The 15577-nt window shown below is 59.5% G+C and carries 14 protein-coding genes; 13 read left to right on the plus strand and 1 reads right to left on the minus strand.

Annotated elements, in window-relative coordinates; genetic code table 11:
* The first annotated feature begins 459 nt into the window (after positions 1-459).
* The 7 genes from rpsL (at position 460) to CVS28_RS14705 (ending at position 10559) form a co-directional block, all read left to right on the plus strand.
* Positions 460-834 carry a 30S ribosomal protein S12 gene (gene rpsL / locus CVS28_RS14675; RefSeq protein WP_038464715.1) on the plus strand — a complete coding sequence of 125 codons (375 nt, stop codon included), beginning with the start codon at positions 460-462 and terminating at the stop codon, positions 832-834.
* Position 835: 1 nt separating this feature from the next.
* The gene (gene rpsG, locus CVS28_RS14680) at positions 836-1306 is read left to right on the plus strand and encodes a 30S ribosomal protein S7 (RefSeq protein ID WP_038464713.1); all 471 of its coding nucleotides are present in this window, start codon (positions 836-838) and stop codon (positions 1304-1306) included.
* Positions 1307-1379: 73 nt separating this feature from the next.
* Positions 1380-3494, plus strand: a complete 2115-nt coding sequence (gene fusA / locus CVS28_RS14685) for an elongation factor G (protein WP_103464872.1) — start codon at positions 1380-1382, stop codon at positions 3492-3494.
* A gap of 159 nt (positions 3495-3653) precedes the next feature.
* Entirely contained in the window at positions 3654-4844 is a 1191-nt protein-coding gene (gene tuf, locus CVS28_RS14690; RefSeq protein WP_103464871.1) for an elongation factor Tu, read from the plus strand.
* 443 nt (positions 4845-5287) lie between these two features.
* Positions 5288-5839: a hypothetical protein gene (locus CVS28_RS14695; RefSeq protein WP_103482004.1), complete on the plus strand. Its 552-nt coding sequence runs from the start codon at positions 5288-5290 to the stop codon at positions 5837-5839.
* A 3-nt stretch (positions 5840-5842) separates the two neighbouring features.
* The gene (locus CVS28_RS14700) at positions 5843-6319 is read left to right on the plus strand and encodes an SRPBCC family protein (protein ID WP_103482005.1); all 477 of its coding nucleotides are present in this window, start codon (positions 5843-5845) and stop codon (positions 6317-6319) included.
* Between the two features lie 457 nt (positions 6320-6776).
* Positions 6777-10559 carry a hypothetical protein gene (locus CVS28_RS14705; protein ID WP_103482006.1) on the plus strand — a complete coding sequence of 1261 codons (3783 nt, stop codon included), beginning with the start codon at positions 6777-6779 and terminating at the stop codon, positions 10557-10559.
* 1 nt (position 10560) lies between these two features.
* Here CVS28_RS14705 and CVS28_RS14710 read toward each other — a convergent pair whose 3' ends face one another.
* Positions 10561-11823: an MFS transporter gene (locus CVS28_RS14710; protein ID WP_103482053.1), complete on the minus strand. Its 1263-nt coding sequence runs from the start codon at positions 11821-11823 to the stop codon at positions 10561-10563.
* A gap of 445 nt (positions 11824-12268) precedes the next feature.
* Here CVS28_RS14710 and rpsJ point away from each other — a divergent pair, with 445 nt between their 5' ends.
* The 6 genes from rpsJ to rpsS are packed head-to-tail and all read left to right on the plus strand — an operon-like array spanning position 12269 to position 15549.
* Complete coding sequence (gene rpsJ, locus CVS28_RS14715; protein WP_038464699.1) at positions 12269-12577, plus strand: 30S ribosomal protein S10; 309 nt, start codon at positions 12269-12271, stop codon at positions 12575-12577.
* Positions 12578-12594: 17 nt separating this feature from the next.
* Entirely contained in the window at positions 12595-13245 is a 651-nt protein-coding gene (gene rplC, locus CVS28_RS14720; protein WP_103464867.1) for a 50S ribosomal protein L3, read from the plus strand.
* A gap of 4 nt (positions 13246-13249) precedes the next feature.
* Positions 13250-14083 carry a 50S ribosomal protein L4, sunset domain variant gene (rplD, locus tag CVS28_RS14725; RefSeq protein ID WP_103482007.1) on the plus strand — a complete coding sequence of 278 codons (834 nt, stop codon included), beginning with the start codon at positions 13250-13252 and terminating at the stop codon, positions 14081-14083.
* Positions 14080-14385 carry a 50S ribosomal protein L23 gene (rplW, locus tag CVS28_RS14730; protein WP_103464865.1) on the plus strand — a complete coding sequence of 102 codons (306 nt, stop codon included), beginning with the start codon at positions 14080-14082 and terminating at the stop codon, positions 14383-14385. Before rplD ends, rplW begins: the two co-directional genes overlap by 4 nt.
* Before the next feature lie 30 nt (positions 14386-14415).
* On the plus strand, positions 14416-15255 hold the full coding sequence (rplB, locus tag CVS28_RS14735; RefSeq protein ID WP_103464864.1) for a 50S ribosomal protein L2: 840 nt from the start codon (positions 14416-14418) through the stop codon (positions 15253-15255).
* Positions 15256-15267: 12 nt separating this feature from the next.
* Positions 15268-15549, plus strand: coding sequence for a 30S ribosomal protein S19 (gene rpsS, locus CVS28_RS14740; RefSeq protein ID WP_062007556.1), 282 nt, complete (start codon positions 15268-15270; stop codon positions 15547-15549).
* The last annotated feature ends 28 nt before the right edge of the window (positions 15550-15577 follow it).

Raw genomic sequence — 15577 nt, forward strand, 5'->3', positions numbered from 1 at the left:
CGCTCCGCCGGCAAGAAATGCGCATGACGGGAAGGCCTCTGGGGAATATCCATGAATAATTATCTCCTCCTGCCCCACCAAACATGAATGAGAAAAACTCTCTCACTCAAGGCTGGCACGTAGGGTATGTGAGCGGGCGTTGCTGGGAAAGGCCCCGTATCTGAGCGAGCGTCCGGTGGGGGAGCAGGCCGATTTCTTGGCTGGTCTTAACCCGTGGTAATGTAATAAGTAATTGTTAGTGTGGCAGTGGATAAGAGCTTCTATTTCCTTCGCTTAGGTGAAGAAAGTGGATGCGGGTCCGGGTTGTACGGTTCTTGTACAGCGAATGCCACATTTTTGCATGCCTAGGCGCTGTGAAGTCGCCAAGCCTGCGACTACCAGTAAACGGCTTACCCCCAGCGGCTGATTCATTCCGGCCGGCGGGGCAAGCAACACGATAAAACAACGGAGAACACGAAAGTGCCTACGATTAACCAGCTGGTCCGAAAGGGCCGGACACCCAAGGTCACGAAGACCAAGGCTCCCGCATTGAAGGGCAGCCCCATGCGTCGCGGCGTTTGCACGCGCGTTTACACCACCACACCGAAGAAGCCGAACTCGGCTCTGCGTAAGGTTGCACGTGTGCGCCTTAACGGTGGCGTGGAAGTTACTGCTTACATCCCCGGTGTAGGCCACAACCTCCAGGAGCACTCCATCGTGCTCGTTCGTGGAGGCCGTGTTAAGGACCTTCCCGGTGTACGTTACAAGATCGTCCGTGGCGCATTGGATACCCAGGGCGTTAAGAACCGCAAGCAGGCTCGTAGCCGCTACGGTGCGAAGATGGAGAAGAAGTAATATGCCTCGCAAGGGTCCGGCCCCCAAGCGGCCGCTAGTTGTAGATCCCGTATACGGCTCCCCGTTGGTCACTCAGTTGATCAACAAGGTCCTCGTTGACGGCAAGAAGTCCACCGCAGAGCGCATCGTTTACGGCGCACTCGAGGGTGTACGCGAAAAGACCGGTGCTGATCCCGTTGTTGCCTTGAAGAAGGCCATGGAGAACATCAAGCCCAGCCTTGAGGTCAAGTCCCGCCGTGTTGGTGGAGCTACCTACCAGGTTCCGGTTGAAGTCAAGCCCGGTCGCCAGACCGCATTGGCCCTGCGTTGGTTGGTTGGTTACTCGAAGGCTCGCCGCGAGAAGACCATGACCGAGCGTTTGCGCAACGAAGTTTTGGATGCCTCCAACGGTCTTGGTGCCGCTGTCAAGCGTCGCGAAGACACCCACAAGATGGCCGAGTCCAACAAGGCCTTCGCCCATTACCGCTGGTAACTAGAGCCGTACGCGTGTCCGGCGGCAACCCCGCCGGACACGCAGTAGCTCATCTCTAGAAAAGGGAGACAACGTGGCACAGGAAGTGCTTACAGACCTTAACAAGGTCCGCAACATTGGCATCATGGCCCATATTGATGCCGGCAAGACCACTACGACTGAGCGCATCCTGTTCTACACGGGTGTGAACCACAAAATCGGCGAAACCCACGACGGTGCTTCGACGACTGACTGGATGGAACAGGAAAAGGAACGCGGCATCACCATCACGTCTGCCGCCGTGACTTGCTTCTGGGACAAGAACCAGATCAATATCATTGACACCCCTGGCCACGTTGACTTCACGGTGGAAGTTGAGCGCTCCTTGCGAGTTCTCGACGGCGCTGTTGCTGTTTTTGACGGCAAGGAAGGCGTTGAGCCTCAGTCCGAGACCGTTTGGCGTCAGGCTGACAAGTACAACGTCCCGCGTATCTGCTTCGTCAACAAGATGGACAAGCTCGGTGCTGATTTCTACTTCACGGTAGACACCATCATCAACCGTCTCGGTGCAAAGCCCCTGGTTATGCAGCTGCCGATCGGTGTCGAGAGCGAATTCACCGGCGTCGTCGACCTGCTCACCATGAAGGCCTTCGTCTGGGCCGGTGACTCCAAGGGTGACGTCACCATGGGGGCCGCCTACGAAATCCAGGAGATCCCCGCTGATCTCCAGGAGAAGGCTGAAGAATACCGCGCAGCCCTCGTCGAGGCAGCTGCCGAGTCTTCCGAAGAGCTCATGGAGAAGTACCTCGAAGGTATTGAACCCTCCATCGAGGAGCTGAAGGCTGGCATTCGCAAGCTGACGGTTAACTCCGAGATCTACCCGGTCTTCTGTGGTTCCGCATTCAAGAACCGCGGCGTGCAGCCCATGCTCGACGCTGTTATTGACTTCCTGCCGAACCCGTTGGATGTTGGCGCCATGATCGGTCACGATCCTCGCGACGAGTCCATCGAGATCAAGCGCGAGCCGAGTGAAACCGAGCCGTTCTCGGCTTTGGCTTTCAAGATCGCAACGCACCCGTTCTTCGGCCAGTTGAACTTCATCCGCGTATACTCCGGCAGGGCAACCTCCGGTACGCAGCTGATGAACTCGACCAAGGGCAAGAAAGAGCGCATTGGCAAGCTCTTCCAGATGCACGCCAATAAGGAAATGCCTGTAGATGAGATCCACGCGGGTCACATCTATGCAGTGATCGGCCTCAAGGACACCACCACCGGTGACACCTTGTGCGATCCGGCAAACCAGATTGTTCTTGAGTCGATGACCTTCCCCGCTCCCGTGATCTTCGTTGCCATTGAGCCGAAGACCAAGGGTGACCAGGAGAAGCTCTCCACGGCTATCCAGAAGCTCTCCGCTGAGGACCCGACGTTCACCGTCAACCTCAACGAAGACACCGGCCAGACCGAAATTGGCGGCATGGGCGAGCTCCACTTGGACATCCTTGTGGACCGCATGCGTCGCGAATTCAACGTTGAAGCCAACGTTGGCAAGCCGCAGGTTGCGTACCGCGAAACCATCAAGCGCGCTGTTGTCAAGCACGACTACACTCACAAGAAGCAGACCGGTGGTTCAGGTCAGTTCGCTAAGATCCAGATCGCCATTGCGCCGATGGATACTGCTGAAGGCGAGATGTACGAGTTTGAGAACAAGGTCACTGGTGGCCGTGTTCCTCGTGAATACATCCCCAGCGTTGACCAGGGCATCCAGTCCGCATTGCCTGACGGCGTGCTGGCCGGTTACCCGATGGTTGGCATCAAGGCCACGCTGCTCGACGGCGCGTCCCACGATGTTGACTCCTCCGAAATGGCCTTCAAGATCGCCGGTCGAATGGCGTTCAAGGAAGCTGCTCGGATGGCCAACCCGGTTCTTCTTGAACCGTTGATGGAAGTTGAAGTCCGCACCCCTGAGGAATACATGGGTGAAGTTATCGGTGACATCAACTCTCGTCGTGGCCAGATGCAGTCCATGGAGGACGCAAGCGGTGTCAAGGTCATCAAGGCTCTTGTTCCCTTGTCCGGCATGTTCGGCTACATCGGTGACTTGCGGTCCAAGACCCAGGGTCGTGCCGTGTACTCGATGAAGTTTGACAGCTACTCTGAGGTTCCGAAGGCAGTAGCCGACGAAATCATCCAGAAGGCACGCGGCGAGTAGTCGTACTTTTTGTTTGGGTCTGTTCTGGCCTTAGGCTGGAACAGACCCAACCAGCAAGCAATTTCTTAAATATCAAAAGCCCCCAGTAGACTTATTTTGATTTCAGTGGCGAACAGCGCTACTGAGAGTAAGTTTTCTAAAATGTTCTAGGAGGAACCTGTGGCAAAGGCAAAGTTCGAGCGGACCAAGCCGCACGTTAACATCGGCACCATCGGTCACGTTGACCATGGTAAGACCACGTTGACGGCTGCCATTTCCAAGGTACTGTACGACAAGTACCCGACACTCAACGAGCAGCGTGATTTCAGCTCCATCGACTCGGCTCCCGAGGAGAAGCAGCGCGGTATCACGATCAACATCTCCCACGTTGAGTACCAGACTGAGAAGCGCCACTACGCACACGTAGACGCCCCCGGTCACGCTGACTACATCAAGAACATGATCACCGGTGCTGCCCAGATGGACGGCGCTATCTTGGTAGTTGCCGCCACTGACGGCCCGATGGCTCAGACTCGCGAGCACGTTCTGTTGGCCCGCCAGGTTGGCGTTCCCTACCTGCTGGTCGCACTGAACAAGTCCGACATGGTTGACGACGAAGAACTCCTCGACCTGGTGGAGATGGAAGTTCGCGAACTTCTTTCCTCACAGGGCTTCGACGGCGACGAGGCACCTGTTGTCCGCGTTTCCGGCTTGAAGGCTCTCGAAGGCGATCCCGTATGGGTCAAGTCCGTTGAGGACTTGATGGATGCTGTGGATAACCACGTTCCTGACCCGATCCGCGACAAGGACAAGCCGTTCTTGATGCCGGTTGAAGATGTCTTCACGATCACTGGTCGTGGAACTGTTGTTACGGGCCGCGCCGAGCGTGGAACCCTGGGCATCAACTCTGAGGTCGAGATCGTCGGCATCCGTCCGGTCCAGAAGACCACGGTTACCGGTATCGAAATGTTCCACAAGCAGCTCGACGAGGCTTGGGCCGGCGAGAACTGTGGTCTGCTGCTCCGCGGTATCAAGCGCGAAGACGTAGAGCGTGGCCAGGTTATCGTGAAGCCGGGTTCCATTACCCCGCACACCGATTTCGAAGCCAACGTCTACATCTTGGCCAAGGATGAGGGCGGTCGTCACAACCCGTTCTACTCCAACTACCGCCCGCAGTTCTACTTCCGCACCACGGATGTTACCGGCGTTATCACCTTGCCTGAGGGCACGGAAATGGTTATGCCTGGCGACAACACCGAAATGACTGTCGCGCTGATCCAGCCGATCGCCATGGAAGAGGGCCTCGGCTTCGCTATCCGCGAAGGCGGCCGCACCGTTGGTTCAGGTCGTGTCACCAAGATCATCAAGTAATTAATTACTTAGATCTATAGGAAGGGTCCCAGCTTCGGCTGGGGCCCTTCCCGTTTAAAACTTGGTTGCACACCGGACATGTCCGTTGGGTGGCTTTCGCGACTTTCTGCGGAGCTGCTGGAAATGTTCGACGGCGGATGCGGCCTTCCGTGCGGATCGCGGCCAAGGTGGTGCCCGGCCTGGGCAACGCCGGTTAGTTCATGGGTGCGATGCCGTCCACGATGCTCTGCACCAGTGTTGCGTCCATTGGCTGTCCGGCAGCAGCTGGTTGAGCATTGGTTCGTCCCTATCAGTCTGTTCGGGCGGAGGAGGCAAATCTTGCCGGCGTGGCCTGCCGGTGGTGCGGGGCCAAGTTCGTATGACCAACGCAGAAGAAATGAGCGAAATTTCCGATGGGCAGGATTACCCATGGTGTGTCAGCGGCCGCACTATAGGCTGGAACGATGGCCATCAGCAAGCAACGGGTTCCCGCGAGAACACTCCGAACCGCATCCATCATCATCTTGGCATTTGCCCCAACCATGCTGCTGTTTGGCGTCAACATGTTTCAGGTGGGGAGCAATCCAGGGAGTAGTGCCCGGGAGCTGCAGGAGTCAGGGCTGCCTGGAACTGTCACCGATGCGCGGGTCAATGTGGGCTACGCTGGCGACGGGCTACAGCACCTCTTTCGCGTGGAACTGACGTTCCTGGGCAGCGACGGAACGAAACACACGCTCACTACCAACCACTTTCCCCGACATCCAGCGCCCAGCACCTCCACCCAAGGCTGGCTGTTGGACTTCCCTACGAAGGCTGAGATCGTGGGCCAGCCCGTGCGCTACCGCCTGGGCGAGAGCCCCGCCGTCGAGCTTGAGCGTGAAATTCCGGCCCTTGTCGCAGAGGGCTGGAGCTTCCCCAACTACCTGGGCTTGGGGCTCATGGTCCTAGCCGTTGGTGCGGCAGTTGGCGGAACCGTGAGCCTGGTGCGCACCATGCGCCAGATTCGGGAGGGCTGATCCGTGCCCCAAGTCATTGCCGAGCGGACTGTACGGCTGGATGCTGCCACCGCGTTCGAACTCTCCCAGACCACTGGCGATTTCCGGCTGAAGTGGGACCCTTTCATCCACTCGCAGCATTTTGAGGGCGGTGCCACGCGGGCGGCCAAGGGCGTGCGCACCCGGACGCGGTCGAGGATGGGGCTGCTCATGATCAGTGAGTACGTGTCCTTCGTGCCGGGCAAAAACGTTGGCATGAAAATGGTGGCCGGGCCGTGGTTCTTTGCCACGTTTGGTGCTGGGTGGCGCTTTGCCGAGTCCGACGGCGGCACAAGACTGGTCTGGAAGTACACCTTCACGTGCAAACCCCGTTTCCTGCAGCCATTGGCCAACCCGGTGGGCCAATGGTTGTTGGGGCGGGAAATTGAACGGCGAATCGCCTCATTTGCTGCAGCGTGCGATGATCCACAGCTCATTGCCGACTTGGGTGCCTCGGGCTGAGTGGTGCCCGTCGCCGCGGTATTCGTGATCAGCCCGGAGTACAGAATTCTCGAACAGCCAACACCATGGGTAGTTATGCCCATTTGATGGCGTAATTGACCGTTGGGTGCTTGAATTGCCCTAAGCTGAGAGTTCGCCAGTAGTAAGGAATGACATGAGTCAGCAGCCCGCCGCGTCTCCACGTCCATCGGAGCGAAACGCCACCGCTGAAGCGTACCGGCAAGGCTATTTGCAAGGGCATCGCGCTGGCTGGAGCGATGCCCTTGCCGCTGCGGCACAGGCGGTCCGGCCAGAGCCGGCTGCCCACCAAGGGAGTGCCGCTGGCGGTCCGGCAAGTGCTCCGCCAGTCCGCACTCCGGCACCACCTTTCGCAACGGTGCCGGTGCCCAGCCAGCCCGGTGCGCGGCTTCCGGTGAATGCGCCGGCTATGTCATTAACCTATGGGCGGCCGCCGGCCATGCCCACAATGCCACACCCTCGGGCGCACGCGCCTGCCCCGCTGGACCCTGCCGCCGTCGCCGCCACGAAGCGCAGGCGTGAGACGCAGAACATCAACGTCACGTTATATGTGGCCAGCTTGCTCATGGTTGCCGCAGCCGCCCTCTTTGTGGGCAGCACCCTCCCGGTGGTGGCACGCCTGGTGGGCGTCTGGCTCGGAACTGCGCTCTTCTACACAGCCGGACTGGTGCTGCACAGCAAGGTTGCCAGGCTGAAACCAGCCGCTGTGGCGTTCGCAGGAACAGCGCTGGCAATCATTCCCTTTGCAGGTCTGGCGACTTACAACTTGGGCTTCCCCGCAGCGTCTTCCGTTTGGCTCGGCACCTCCCTGATAGGCACAGCTGCCTATATCCTTGTCGCTGTGCGGCTGCAAAGCCGCCTGGTGGTCTACCTTTCCCTGGCCTTCCTGCTCTCCACAGCATGGTCCTCGGTGGCAGTTCTGGGGGCCGCGTTGGCCTGGTACTTTGCGGCACTCATAGTTTTTGCCGCTCTGCTGTCTTTGGCCGGCCTGCTCCTGAAGCGTGGCGGCGACGCAAACGGTAGGGAAACCAGCATCTATGCGAAACCCTTGAACGATCTTGGCCCGTGGTTTGCGCCCGCCGGCCTGGTTGGCTCGTTAATCTTCAGTCTTGCCCTCAACGCCGCCGACCACGCGCTGGTGATGGTGGCCGGAGTCATCTACTACCTCGTGATGACGGCGACATGCGCTCCGGCGCTGAAAGGCTACAACTACCTGGGGCTGAGGTTTTCTCTGACGCTGACTTCCCCCTTCATTTCTTGGATGATCGAGCCGAACGCAGCCTGGGCAGCGGCATCCTTCACGGTGGTTCTGGCCGTGCAGCTCATCGCGGTGGCCTATGCCAAGACGCCTTTGGCCCGCTTCCTGGGGAGCGAGAGGTGGGTGCGATGGGACGTATTCACCGGCATTCCCCTCATGAACATGGCAGCACTGCTGTGGAGCATTAGCCTGCATTGGCAACACAATGATGATGGGGGCACTTCATTTGCTGTGCTCGGTGTGGCCGTTGGGCTGATTATTGCCATGGCTGCCGTGCCTGCATTCCTGCCACGCGGGGAATGGCTGCCTCTTCCTGCTGTGGGGGCCATCCTCATCTACTCGCCCTTGTTGGAGGCTGCCGGCTGGTCAGTGCTGTTGGCGGTGGCCCTTGTTTACACGGTGGTGCGTTTCCTCACCAGCAAAAGGCCCGCCCTTCGCGCCGCCATGTTGGTTGCCTCCCGGCTGCTCCTGACGGCCTTGGCGGCCTCGACCTTGGCCACCTTTGTGCCGTCCCAGCCGGGCAAAGCCCAGCTGATAGCAGCTGTTATAGGCATCATTGCCGCCGGCCAACTGTTCGCCGACGCCCTCATCGGCAAGCTTGGCAGAATTAGCACCGTAACAAGTTGCTCGGCCGCAGCATGGGCGCTGGTGGGGACAGCACTGGTGGTTGCCTTGTCGGTGAGCCACCTGTGGCAAGAGGCCACAGGAAATGCCACCGCCGGCGTGCTTGTTGCAACGCGCTGGGAGTTCCTCGTGGCGGCCGTCGCGATGGCTGCCGCCGCCATGGCTTATTCGCTCTTTCGACTGCCCCGCCCCAGCGGCTACTCAAGCGCGGAGCTCGTGGCACCGCTGGTCCTTGGCATTGCGGCCCTGAGTGCGGGACCAGTCTTCAACGCAGCCGGGGCCAGTGTTGGCTGGGCCCTGAGTACGGCATTTCTCATCTCCGCCGGCTTGTTCCTTCCTTCCCAGAGCGAGTCCTTGCACCGCTGGCTTTACTGGTGGGCGGCCAGACTGAGCTCCCTCTTGCTGGCGGTGGCGTTGTTCCAGCTCTGGGCCGAGGCCGACCCCGCAACTCAGATCGCGGGCACCACCGTCAATCTGGGACTTGTCATCATGCTTGCCCTGGTGCCGCAACTGTTCATCCTCGCTGCCGTGCAATGGCGAGGCCAGACAATCACCGGCCTGCAGATGGACGCCGGGGTCACCTTGTCCCTTCTGGTGCTGGTTGCGGCCGTCAGTGGTATCGGCAACCATGGCGCCAACTGGGCCACGTTGGTTGCAGTGGGGCTGGCCGCAGTGGCCATCGCGTCGTTGAGTATTGCCGGTGCACTGCGAGCTGTTTGGCCGGCCGTGGTCCAGTGGGTCGCGCCCGCCGCCATGCTGGCGTTGGTTTTGAGCTGCGCTGGCAGCAATGGCGCACTGATAGTGGTCCTGGCAATCATCGTGGCAACGTCCGGCGGTTTGACGCTCAAGGCAACCACCCCTGTGCTCCGAGGTGTGCACTTCATGGTGGCCCGCCTTGCCTTGACAGCGCTGGTGGGTGTTGGCGCAGCCCAGCTGCTGGATAGTCCTGCAGTAACCACGCTGACGCTGACGGTGGCCCTGCTGCTCCAAGTTCTGGTGCAGTACCTTGCGCAGCGCACCAAGGCTGCACACCTTGTGGGGGAGCCGGTACTCCTGCGGATCAGCCTGTGGTTGGTGCTGGGCGGGCAGGTCCTTGTACCTGTTGCCTATCACCAGCTCACAGGTGGTTTCGCGGCTCAGGGAACAGCTCTGCGGTGGGTGGTGGCTGTGGAACTCTTGGCTCTTGCTGTGACGGCTGTCGTTGCGCAGCTGCTCCTTTCACAGCGCGGTGCCTCGTATCTGGCACTTGTTGCAGTGGTGGGCGGTGCCGCAGTCATAGCACCAGTGCTGTGGCCGGGTGCCACAGCATTGATTCTCCTGGCACTATGCGTAGCTGTCATTGCTTGGCGGTGCCTTTACACGCCCCAGGAACCGGAGATGCGCTGGTACTGGTTGGTGGCGACGTCGACCTTCCTCTTGGCTGCCTGCGTTGTGGATGCTGATGCCGCCACTGGCATCTTCGCAGCCATGTGGCTGGTGGCTGGTTTGGCCTTCATTGTGGCGGCACATTTGATGGGACTGCCGTGGTTGACGCTGCCCGGGGCTTTGCTGATTTTCCTTTCAGCCATGATGTTTGGCAGTCAAGTATTCGAGCTAACCCTGCTCAGGGGCGTCGCAGCCTTTACCAGCTTTGTGGTTGTGGTTGGCGCTTTGTATCTGGTGCGCCTGGTGCTCCTGGATTTGCTGGATGCGCCGTATGTGCAACGGTGGAGCGTGGTGGGTGTTGCGCTGGCCGGAGGCGCCGTCTTCTCCCTCATGACCATGGCTGATCACCGCAGCGTGCTTCTCGGGGCGGGCACCTTCACGCTGATCGCCGTGTTGGGCTGTTTGGAAGCGCCAGCCAACATCCGGCGTCGTTGTGTGGACGGTGCGGTGGTTTCGTGCGCACTGGTGTGGTTCCTGGCATGCTCCAGCTACGTGGACCTTGGCCTCTTCTGGTTTGTGCAGTGGTGCGCCGCGGCGTTGGGAGGCCTGGCGCTGATTCGATACTTGGCAAAGCAGGAAAGAACTGGCAAATTCCTCCTGCTGGCGGCGGCCTGCCTCGCCAGCTTCGGGGCTCTCCTGACCATTTTCAGTGGCGACACCCTGCAGCAGCTGATCTCGCTGCTGATCTTCGTTGCCATGCTGGCCGTGGGCATGAGCCTGAACGAACGGATCTTCACCATCTGGGGCGCCATCGGCGTAACTACGGCTGTGATTTGGTATGTGCGCGGCTACACCTTCCTCCTGCTGGCTCTGCTGGCACTGGCGCTCATAGCCTTCGCGATCTGGCGGCTGACTCGCAAGAAGCCGGTAGAGGAAGAGACGGTTCCCGTGTACCTGTCCGGACCCCCGCAGTAGCTCAGCGCACCCCCTTGACCTGGCCGACGGCAACGGCGCCGCCCAGGGCGGTGATGCCGGAGACAAGGAACAGCAGGGTGAAGCCGCCCACGGCGCTGACCAGCAAGGCTCCCAGCATGGGCGCGAACGCTTGCGGCACCGTCAATGCGATGTTCATGATGCCAAGGTCCTTCCCGCGCGAGAGCTGGTCGGGAAGGACTTCGGTCGCAAGGGCCTGATCCACCGAGAGGAAGTAGCCATATCCCAGCCCCAACAAGGCTGCGCCAACGGTGGCTGCCCCCATGGTGGGGACAAACGCCAGGATGAGGGCGGCAACAGCCTGCACGACGGAAGCGCCAAAAACAAACACCCGGCGCCTGCCCAACCGGTCGGACAGCCTGCCCAGCCACAGCGACGCAATGATCACAAACACCATGTAAACGAGAGTCAACAGAATCAGCGAGTCCTCGGCGTCGGGCACCTTGAGCCCGTACATGAGGAAGTAGAGCAGCAAACTGGTGCCAAAGGCGTTCCCTAGGTTCACCAGGATGCGACTCAACAGCGTCCAGCCGAAATCAGGGTACGCTCGCGGACTGATCCACAGGCCCTGCAGCAGCGAGCGGAACGTGAGCGGCGGAACAATCCCCGCCGGCAGGACTTGATCGGGGACCAGCAGTAGGAACGGCAGGCCCAGCACCACCAGAAGCGAGGCCATCAGGGCGTAGCCGCCAAAGGTACTCAGCCCAAGGGTCATCACCAGGACCAATCCGGCAATAATGCCAATGGCCTGGGGTGCGGAGATCCACCCCGAGACATAGCCGCGCTGATTGACGGGGACCTGGTCGGAGATGGCAGCCGTCAAGGCGGCCGTGAGAACACAAAAGAAGGTGCTGGCAGCCACCCAGCAAATCCCAATCCCCAGCAATGATGTCTGCAAACCCAGAACCAGCAGTGAAACGGAAAAGCCGGCCGTGCCCAAGGCAATCCAAGGTCGGCGCCGACCAAAGCGGGAGGTGGTCCTGTCGGAGAGTGCCCCCGTGAGCGGGTAGGCAATCAGCGCGAAGGCCCCTGCGATGCCTGAAATGTAGCCAAACCCCAGAACGTTCTGGACCCAGTCTGTGGCATTGAGGAACTTCTCCACCTGCAGTGGAAGCAGCAGCTGCACGGGTGTCAGCTGCGCAATCCATACGCCGAACCAGCTCAGGGCAAACAAGGAAACCCACCGGCCACTGACCCGGCGGGTGGGAACCGATGCCAATGACAGCGTCTTCGGGGGAGTAGGCACCCCAGTATTTTTAGTGACTTTGCCCACAGGTGAAGCCTCTCATGGTCGTCAAGAGTGGCGCAGATGATGCGAAGCTGCGGCGAGGGCAAGCAAGGCCACGCCAGCCCCGATTGGCGTTTGGGTGCAGAATCCGGCATACTTATTGAGTTGTTCAAGTGCTTTTTCGTGTCCCGGTCGAGATAATGCTCGATGCAGGGTCCAAGCTAAAGACCAAACATAACCTTCCTTCGAATTATCAGTGCGGGTACGTGCGTGAATTATTCACGACACGCCCGACCGCGGGGGTCGGAGCTTCGGTGGATTGAGGAACCCGGAATTATCCGGATTCAGTTCATTGGAAGCGTGGCTGTGAGTGCCACATTGAACAGGTAAAAGTAAACAGCGTTTACGTCCACAGCATTGCTCCTACAGGATGCTTCGTTACAGGAAAGAGAGTCACGACGCCATGGCGGGACAAAAAATCCGCATCCGGCTGAAGTCATATGACCACGAGGTTATTGATGTTTCAGCTCGGAAGATCGTTGAGACGGTCACGCGCGCAGGCGCAACGGTAGTCGGCCCGGTGCCGCTGCCCACGGAGAAGAACATTTACTGCGTAATTCGTTCTCCTCACAAGTACAAGGACAGCCGCGAGCACTTTGAAATGCGCACGCACAAGCGTCTTATCGACATCATTGATCCCACGCCCAAGGCAGTAGATTCGCTCATGCGTCTCGACTTGCCGGCCGACGTGAACATCGAAATCAAACTGTAGGGAGGTGCTGAGAAACTATGACCGCGACCCGAAACACTAAGGGCATCCTGGGCACGAAGCTCGGCATGACCCAGGTCTGGGACGAGAACAACTTGCTTGTTCCCGTAACCGTCGTCCAGGCCGACTCCAACGTCATCACCCAGCTGCGCAACGCAGAGGTAGATGGCTATGTAGCGATCCAGATCGGCTACGGCCAGATCGATCCTCGTAAGGTAACCAAGCCCTTGGCTGGTCACTTCGAAAAGGCAGGCGTCACGCCTCGTCGCCACGTCGTCGAGCTGCGCACTGCAGACGCTGACACTTACACCCTCGGCCAGGAGCTCTCCGTTGAGATCTTCGAAGCCGGCCAGAAGGTCGACGTCGTCGGTACTTCAAAGGGTAAGGGCTTCGCCGGTGTTATGAAGCGTCACGGCTTCCATGGCGCCCCGGCCTCTCACGGTGCTCACAAGAACCACCGTAAGCCCGGTTCCATCGGTGGCGCGTCCACCCCCGGCCGCGTTTTCAAGGGTATGAAGATGGCAGGCCGTATGGGTGCCGAGCGCGTAACGACCATGAACCTCACGGTTCACGGCGTTGACGCCGAGAAGTCGCTACTGCTGATCAAGGGTGCCGTCCCCGGCGCCCGCGGCTCGGTCGTCCTGGTACGCACCGCCGTGAAGGGAGCATAAGTAAATGACTACTGTCAAAGTAGATCTGCCTGCTGACATCTTCGACGTTCAGACCAACGTGCCCTTGTTGCACCAGGTTGTCGTAGCTCAGCTTGCTGCCGCCCGTCAGGGTACTCACAAGACCAAGACCCGCGCCGAAGTATCCGGTGCAGGCCGTAAGCCGCACGCACAGAAGGGTACCGGCCGCGCCCGTCAGGGTTCCATCCGCGCCCCTCACATGACTGGTGGTGGTGTTGTCCACGGACCCACACCCCGCGACTACAGCCAGCGCACCCCCAAGAAGATGAAGGCTGCTGCACTGCGCGGTGCTCTCTCTGACAGGGCACGCAACGGCCGTATCCACGTTATTGCTGAATTGGTTGCAGGCTCCAAGCCTTCCACCAAGGCTGCCATGGCCACCCTTGCCGGCGTTTCCTCACGTAAGAACCTCTTGGTTGTTATTGAGCGCGCCAACGACGTTGCCGCTTTGAGCGTACGTAACATCACCAACCTCCACGTTCTGTATGTTGACCAGCTCAACACCTACGACGTGCTCGTTTCTGATGACATCGTCTTCACACAGGCTGCATACGAAGTCTTCGTTTCCGGCCGTGCCGCTGCAGAAGCTTTCGCTTCCAGCATGCTGTTGGTTGAAGACCTGGTTTCCGAAGATGCCGATGATGCCGAAGGCACCATCAAGGGCAACAAGGACTCCATGAAGTACCACGTGCCTGGTTCACGCTGGTATGACGCCACTGTGGCCGAGGTTTGGTTCGCAACCGTTGAGGAAGCCAAGGCCGCAGGCTTTGTTCCCGCCGGTGGCGAAGCTGCCCAGACGATTGAGGAGGACGCCAAGTGAGCGCCGTCACCATCAAGGATCCGCGCGACGTAGTGCTTGCACCCGTCGTTTCGGAAAAGAGCTACGGCTTGATCGACGAAGGTAAGTACACCTTCTTGGTTGACCCCCGCTCGAACAAGACCGAGATCAAGCTGGCCGTGGAGAAAATTTTCTCCGTCAAGGTCGACACGATCAACACCATCAATCGTGTTGGTAAGCGCAAGCGCACCAAGTTCGGATGGGGACAGCGCAAGGGCACCAAGCGCGCCATTGTCTCCCTTCGCGAAGGCACGATCGACATCTTCGGCGGTCCGCTTTCATAAGCGGAGACCACTTTAACGAGGAAATATACTATGGGAATCCGTAAATACAAGCCGACAACCCCGGGCCGTCGCGGCTCGAGCGTTGCCGACTTCAGTGAAATCACGCGGTCGACGCCGGAGAAGTCTCTGGTCCGTCCCCTGCCCAAAAAGGGTGGCCGCAATAACACCGGTCGTATCACGACACGTCACAAGGGTGGTGGCCACAAGCGCCAGTACCGCTTGATCGACTTCCGTCGTCACGACAAGGATGGCGTTAACGCTCGCGTTGCTGAGATCGAATACGATCCCAACCGCACCGCACGCATTGCCCTCCTGCACTACGTTGATGGCACCAAGCGTTACATCATCGCCCCGAACAAGCTCAAGCAGGGCGACTTCGTAGAAGCCGGCCCCGAAGCTGACATCAAGCCTGGCAACAACCTCCCGTTGCGCAACATCCCTGTGGGTACTGTTATCCACGCTGTGGAGCTGCGTCCCGGTGGCGGTGCCAAGATGGCTCGTTCCGCTGGTGCGTCTGTTCAGCTCGTCGCCAAGGAAGGCCGCTTCGCACAGTTGCGTCTGCCCTCCGGCGAAATCCGCAACGTTGATGTGCGCTGCCGCGCAACCATCGGCGAGGTCGGCAACGCTGAGCAGTCCAACATCAACTGGGGTAAGGCTGGCCGTATGCGCTGGAAGGGCGTACGCCCGACAGTTCGTGGTGTTGCTATGAACCCTGTTGATCACCCGCATGGTGGTGGTGAAGGTAAGACCTCCGGTGGACGTCACCCGGTCAACCCGAACGGTAAGCGTGAAGGCCGTACTCGCCGTCCGAACAAAGAGAGCGACAAGCTGATTGTTCGTCGCCGCCGTACTGGCAAGAACAAGCGATAGGAGCCGGCAGACATGCCACGTAGCCTGAAAAAGGGTCCCTTCGTTGACCAGCACCTCTTTGTAAAGGTAGCTAGGGAAAACGAAAAGGGCACCAAGAACGTTATTAAGACCTGGTCCCGCCGATCGATGATCATCCCGGACATGCTCGGTCACACGATCGCTGTACACGATGGTCGCAAGCACATCCCCGTGTTTGTAACTGAGTCGATGGTCGGGCACAAGCTCGGCGAATTCGCCGCCACGCGGACATTCCGCGGCCATGTCAAGGACGACCGTAAGGGCAAGCGCCGCTAAGGCGCTTGACTTTACGGCAAGACGAGAG

Origin of the sequence: Arthrobacter glacialis, from assembly GCF_002909415.1 — a bacterium.
Taxonomy (GTDB): Bacteria; Actinomycetota; Actinomycetes; order Actinomycetales; family Micrococcaceae; genus Specibacter; species Specibacter glacialis.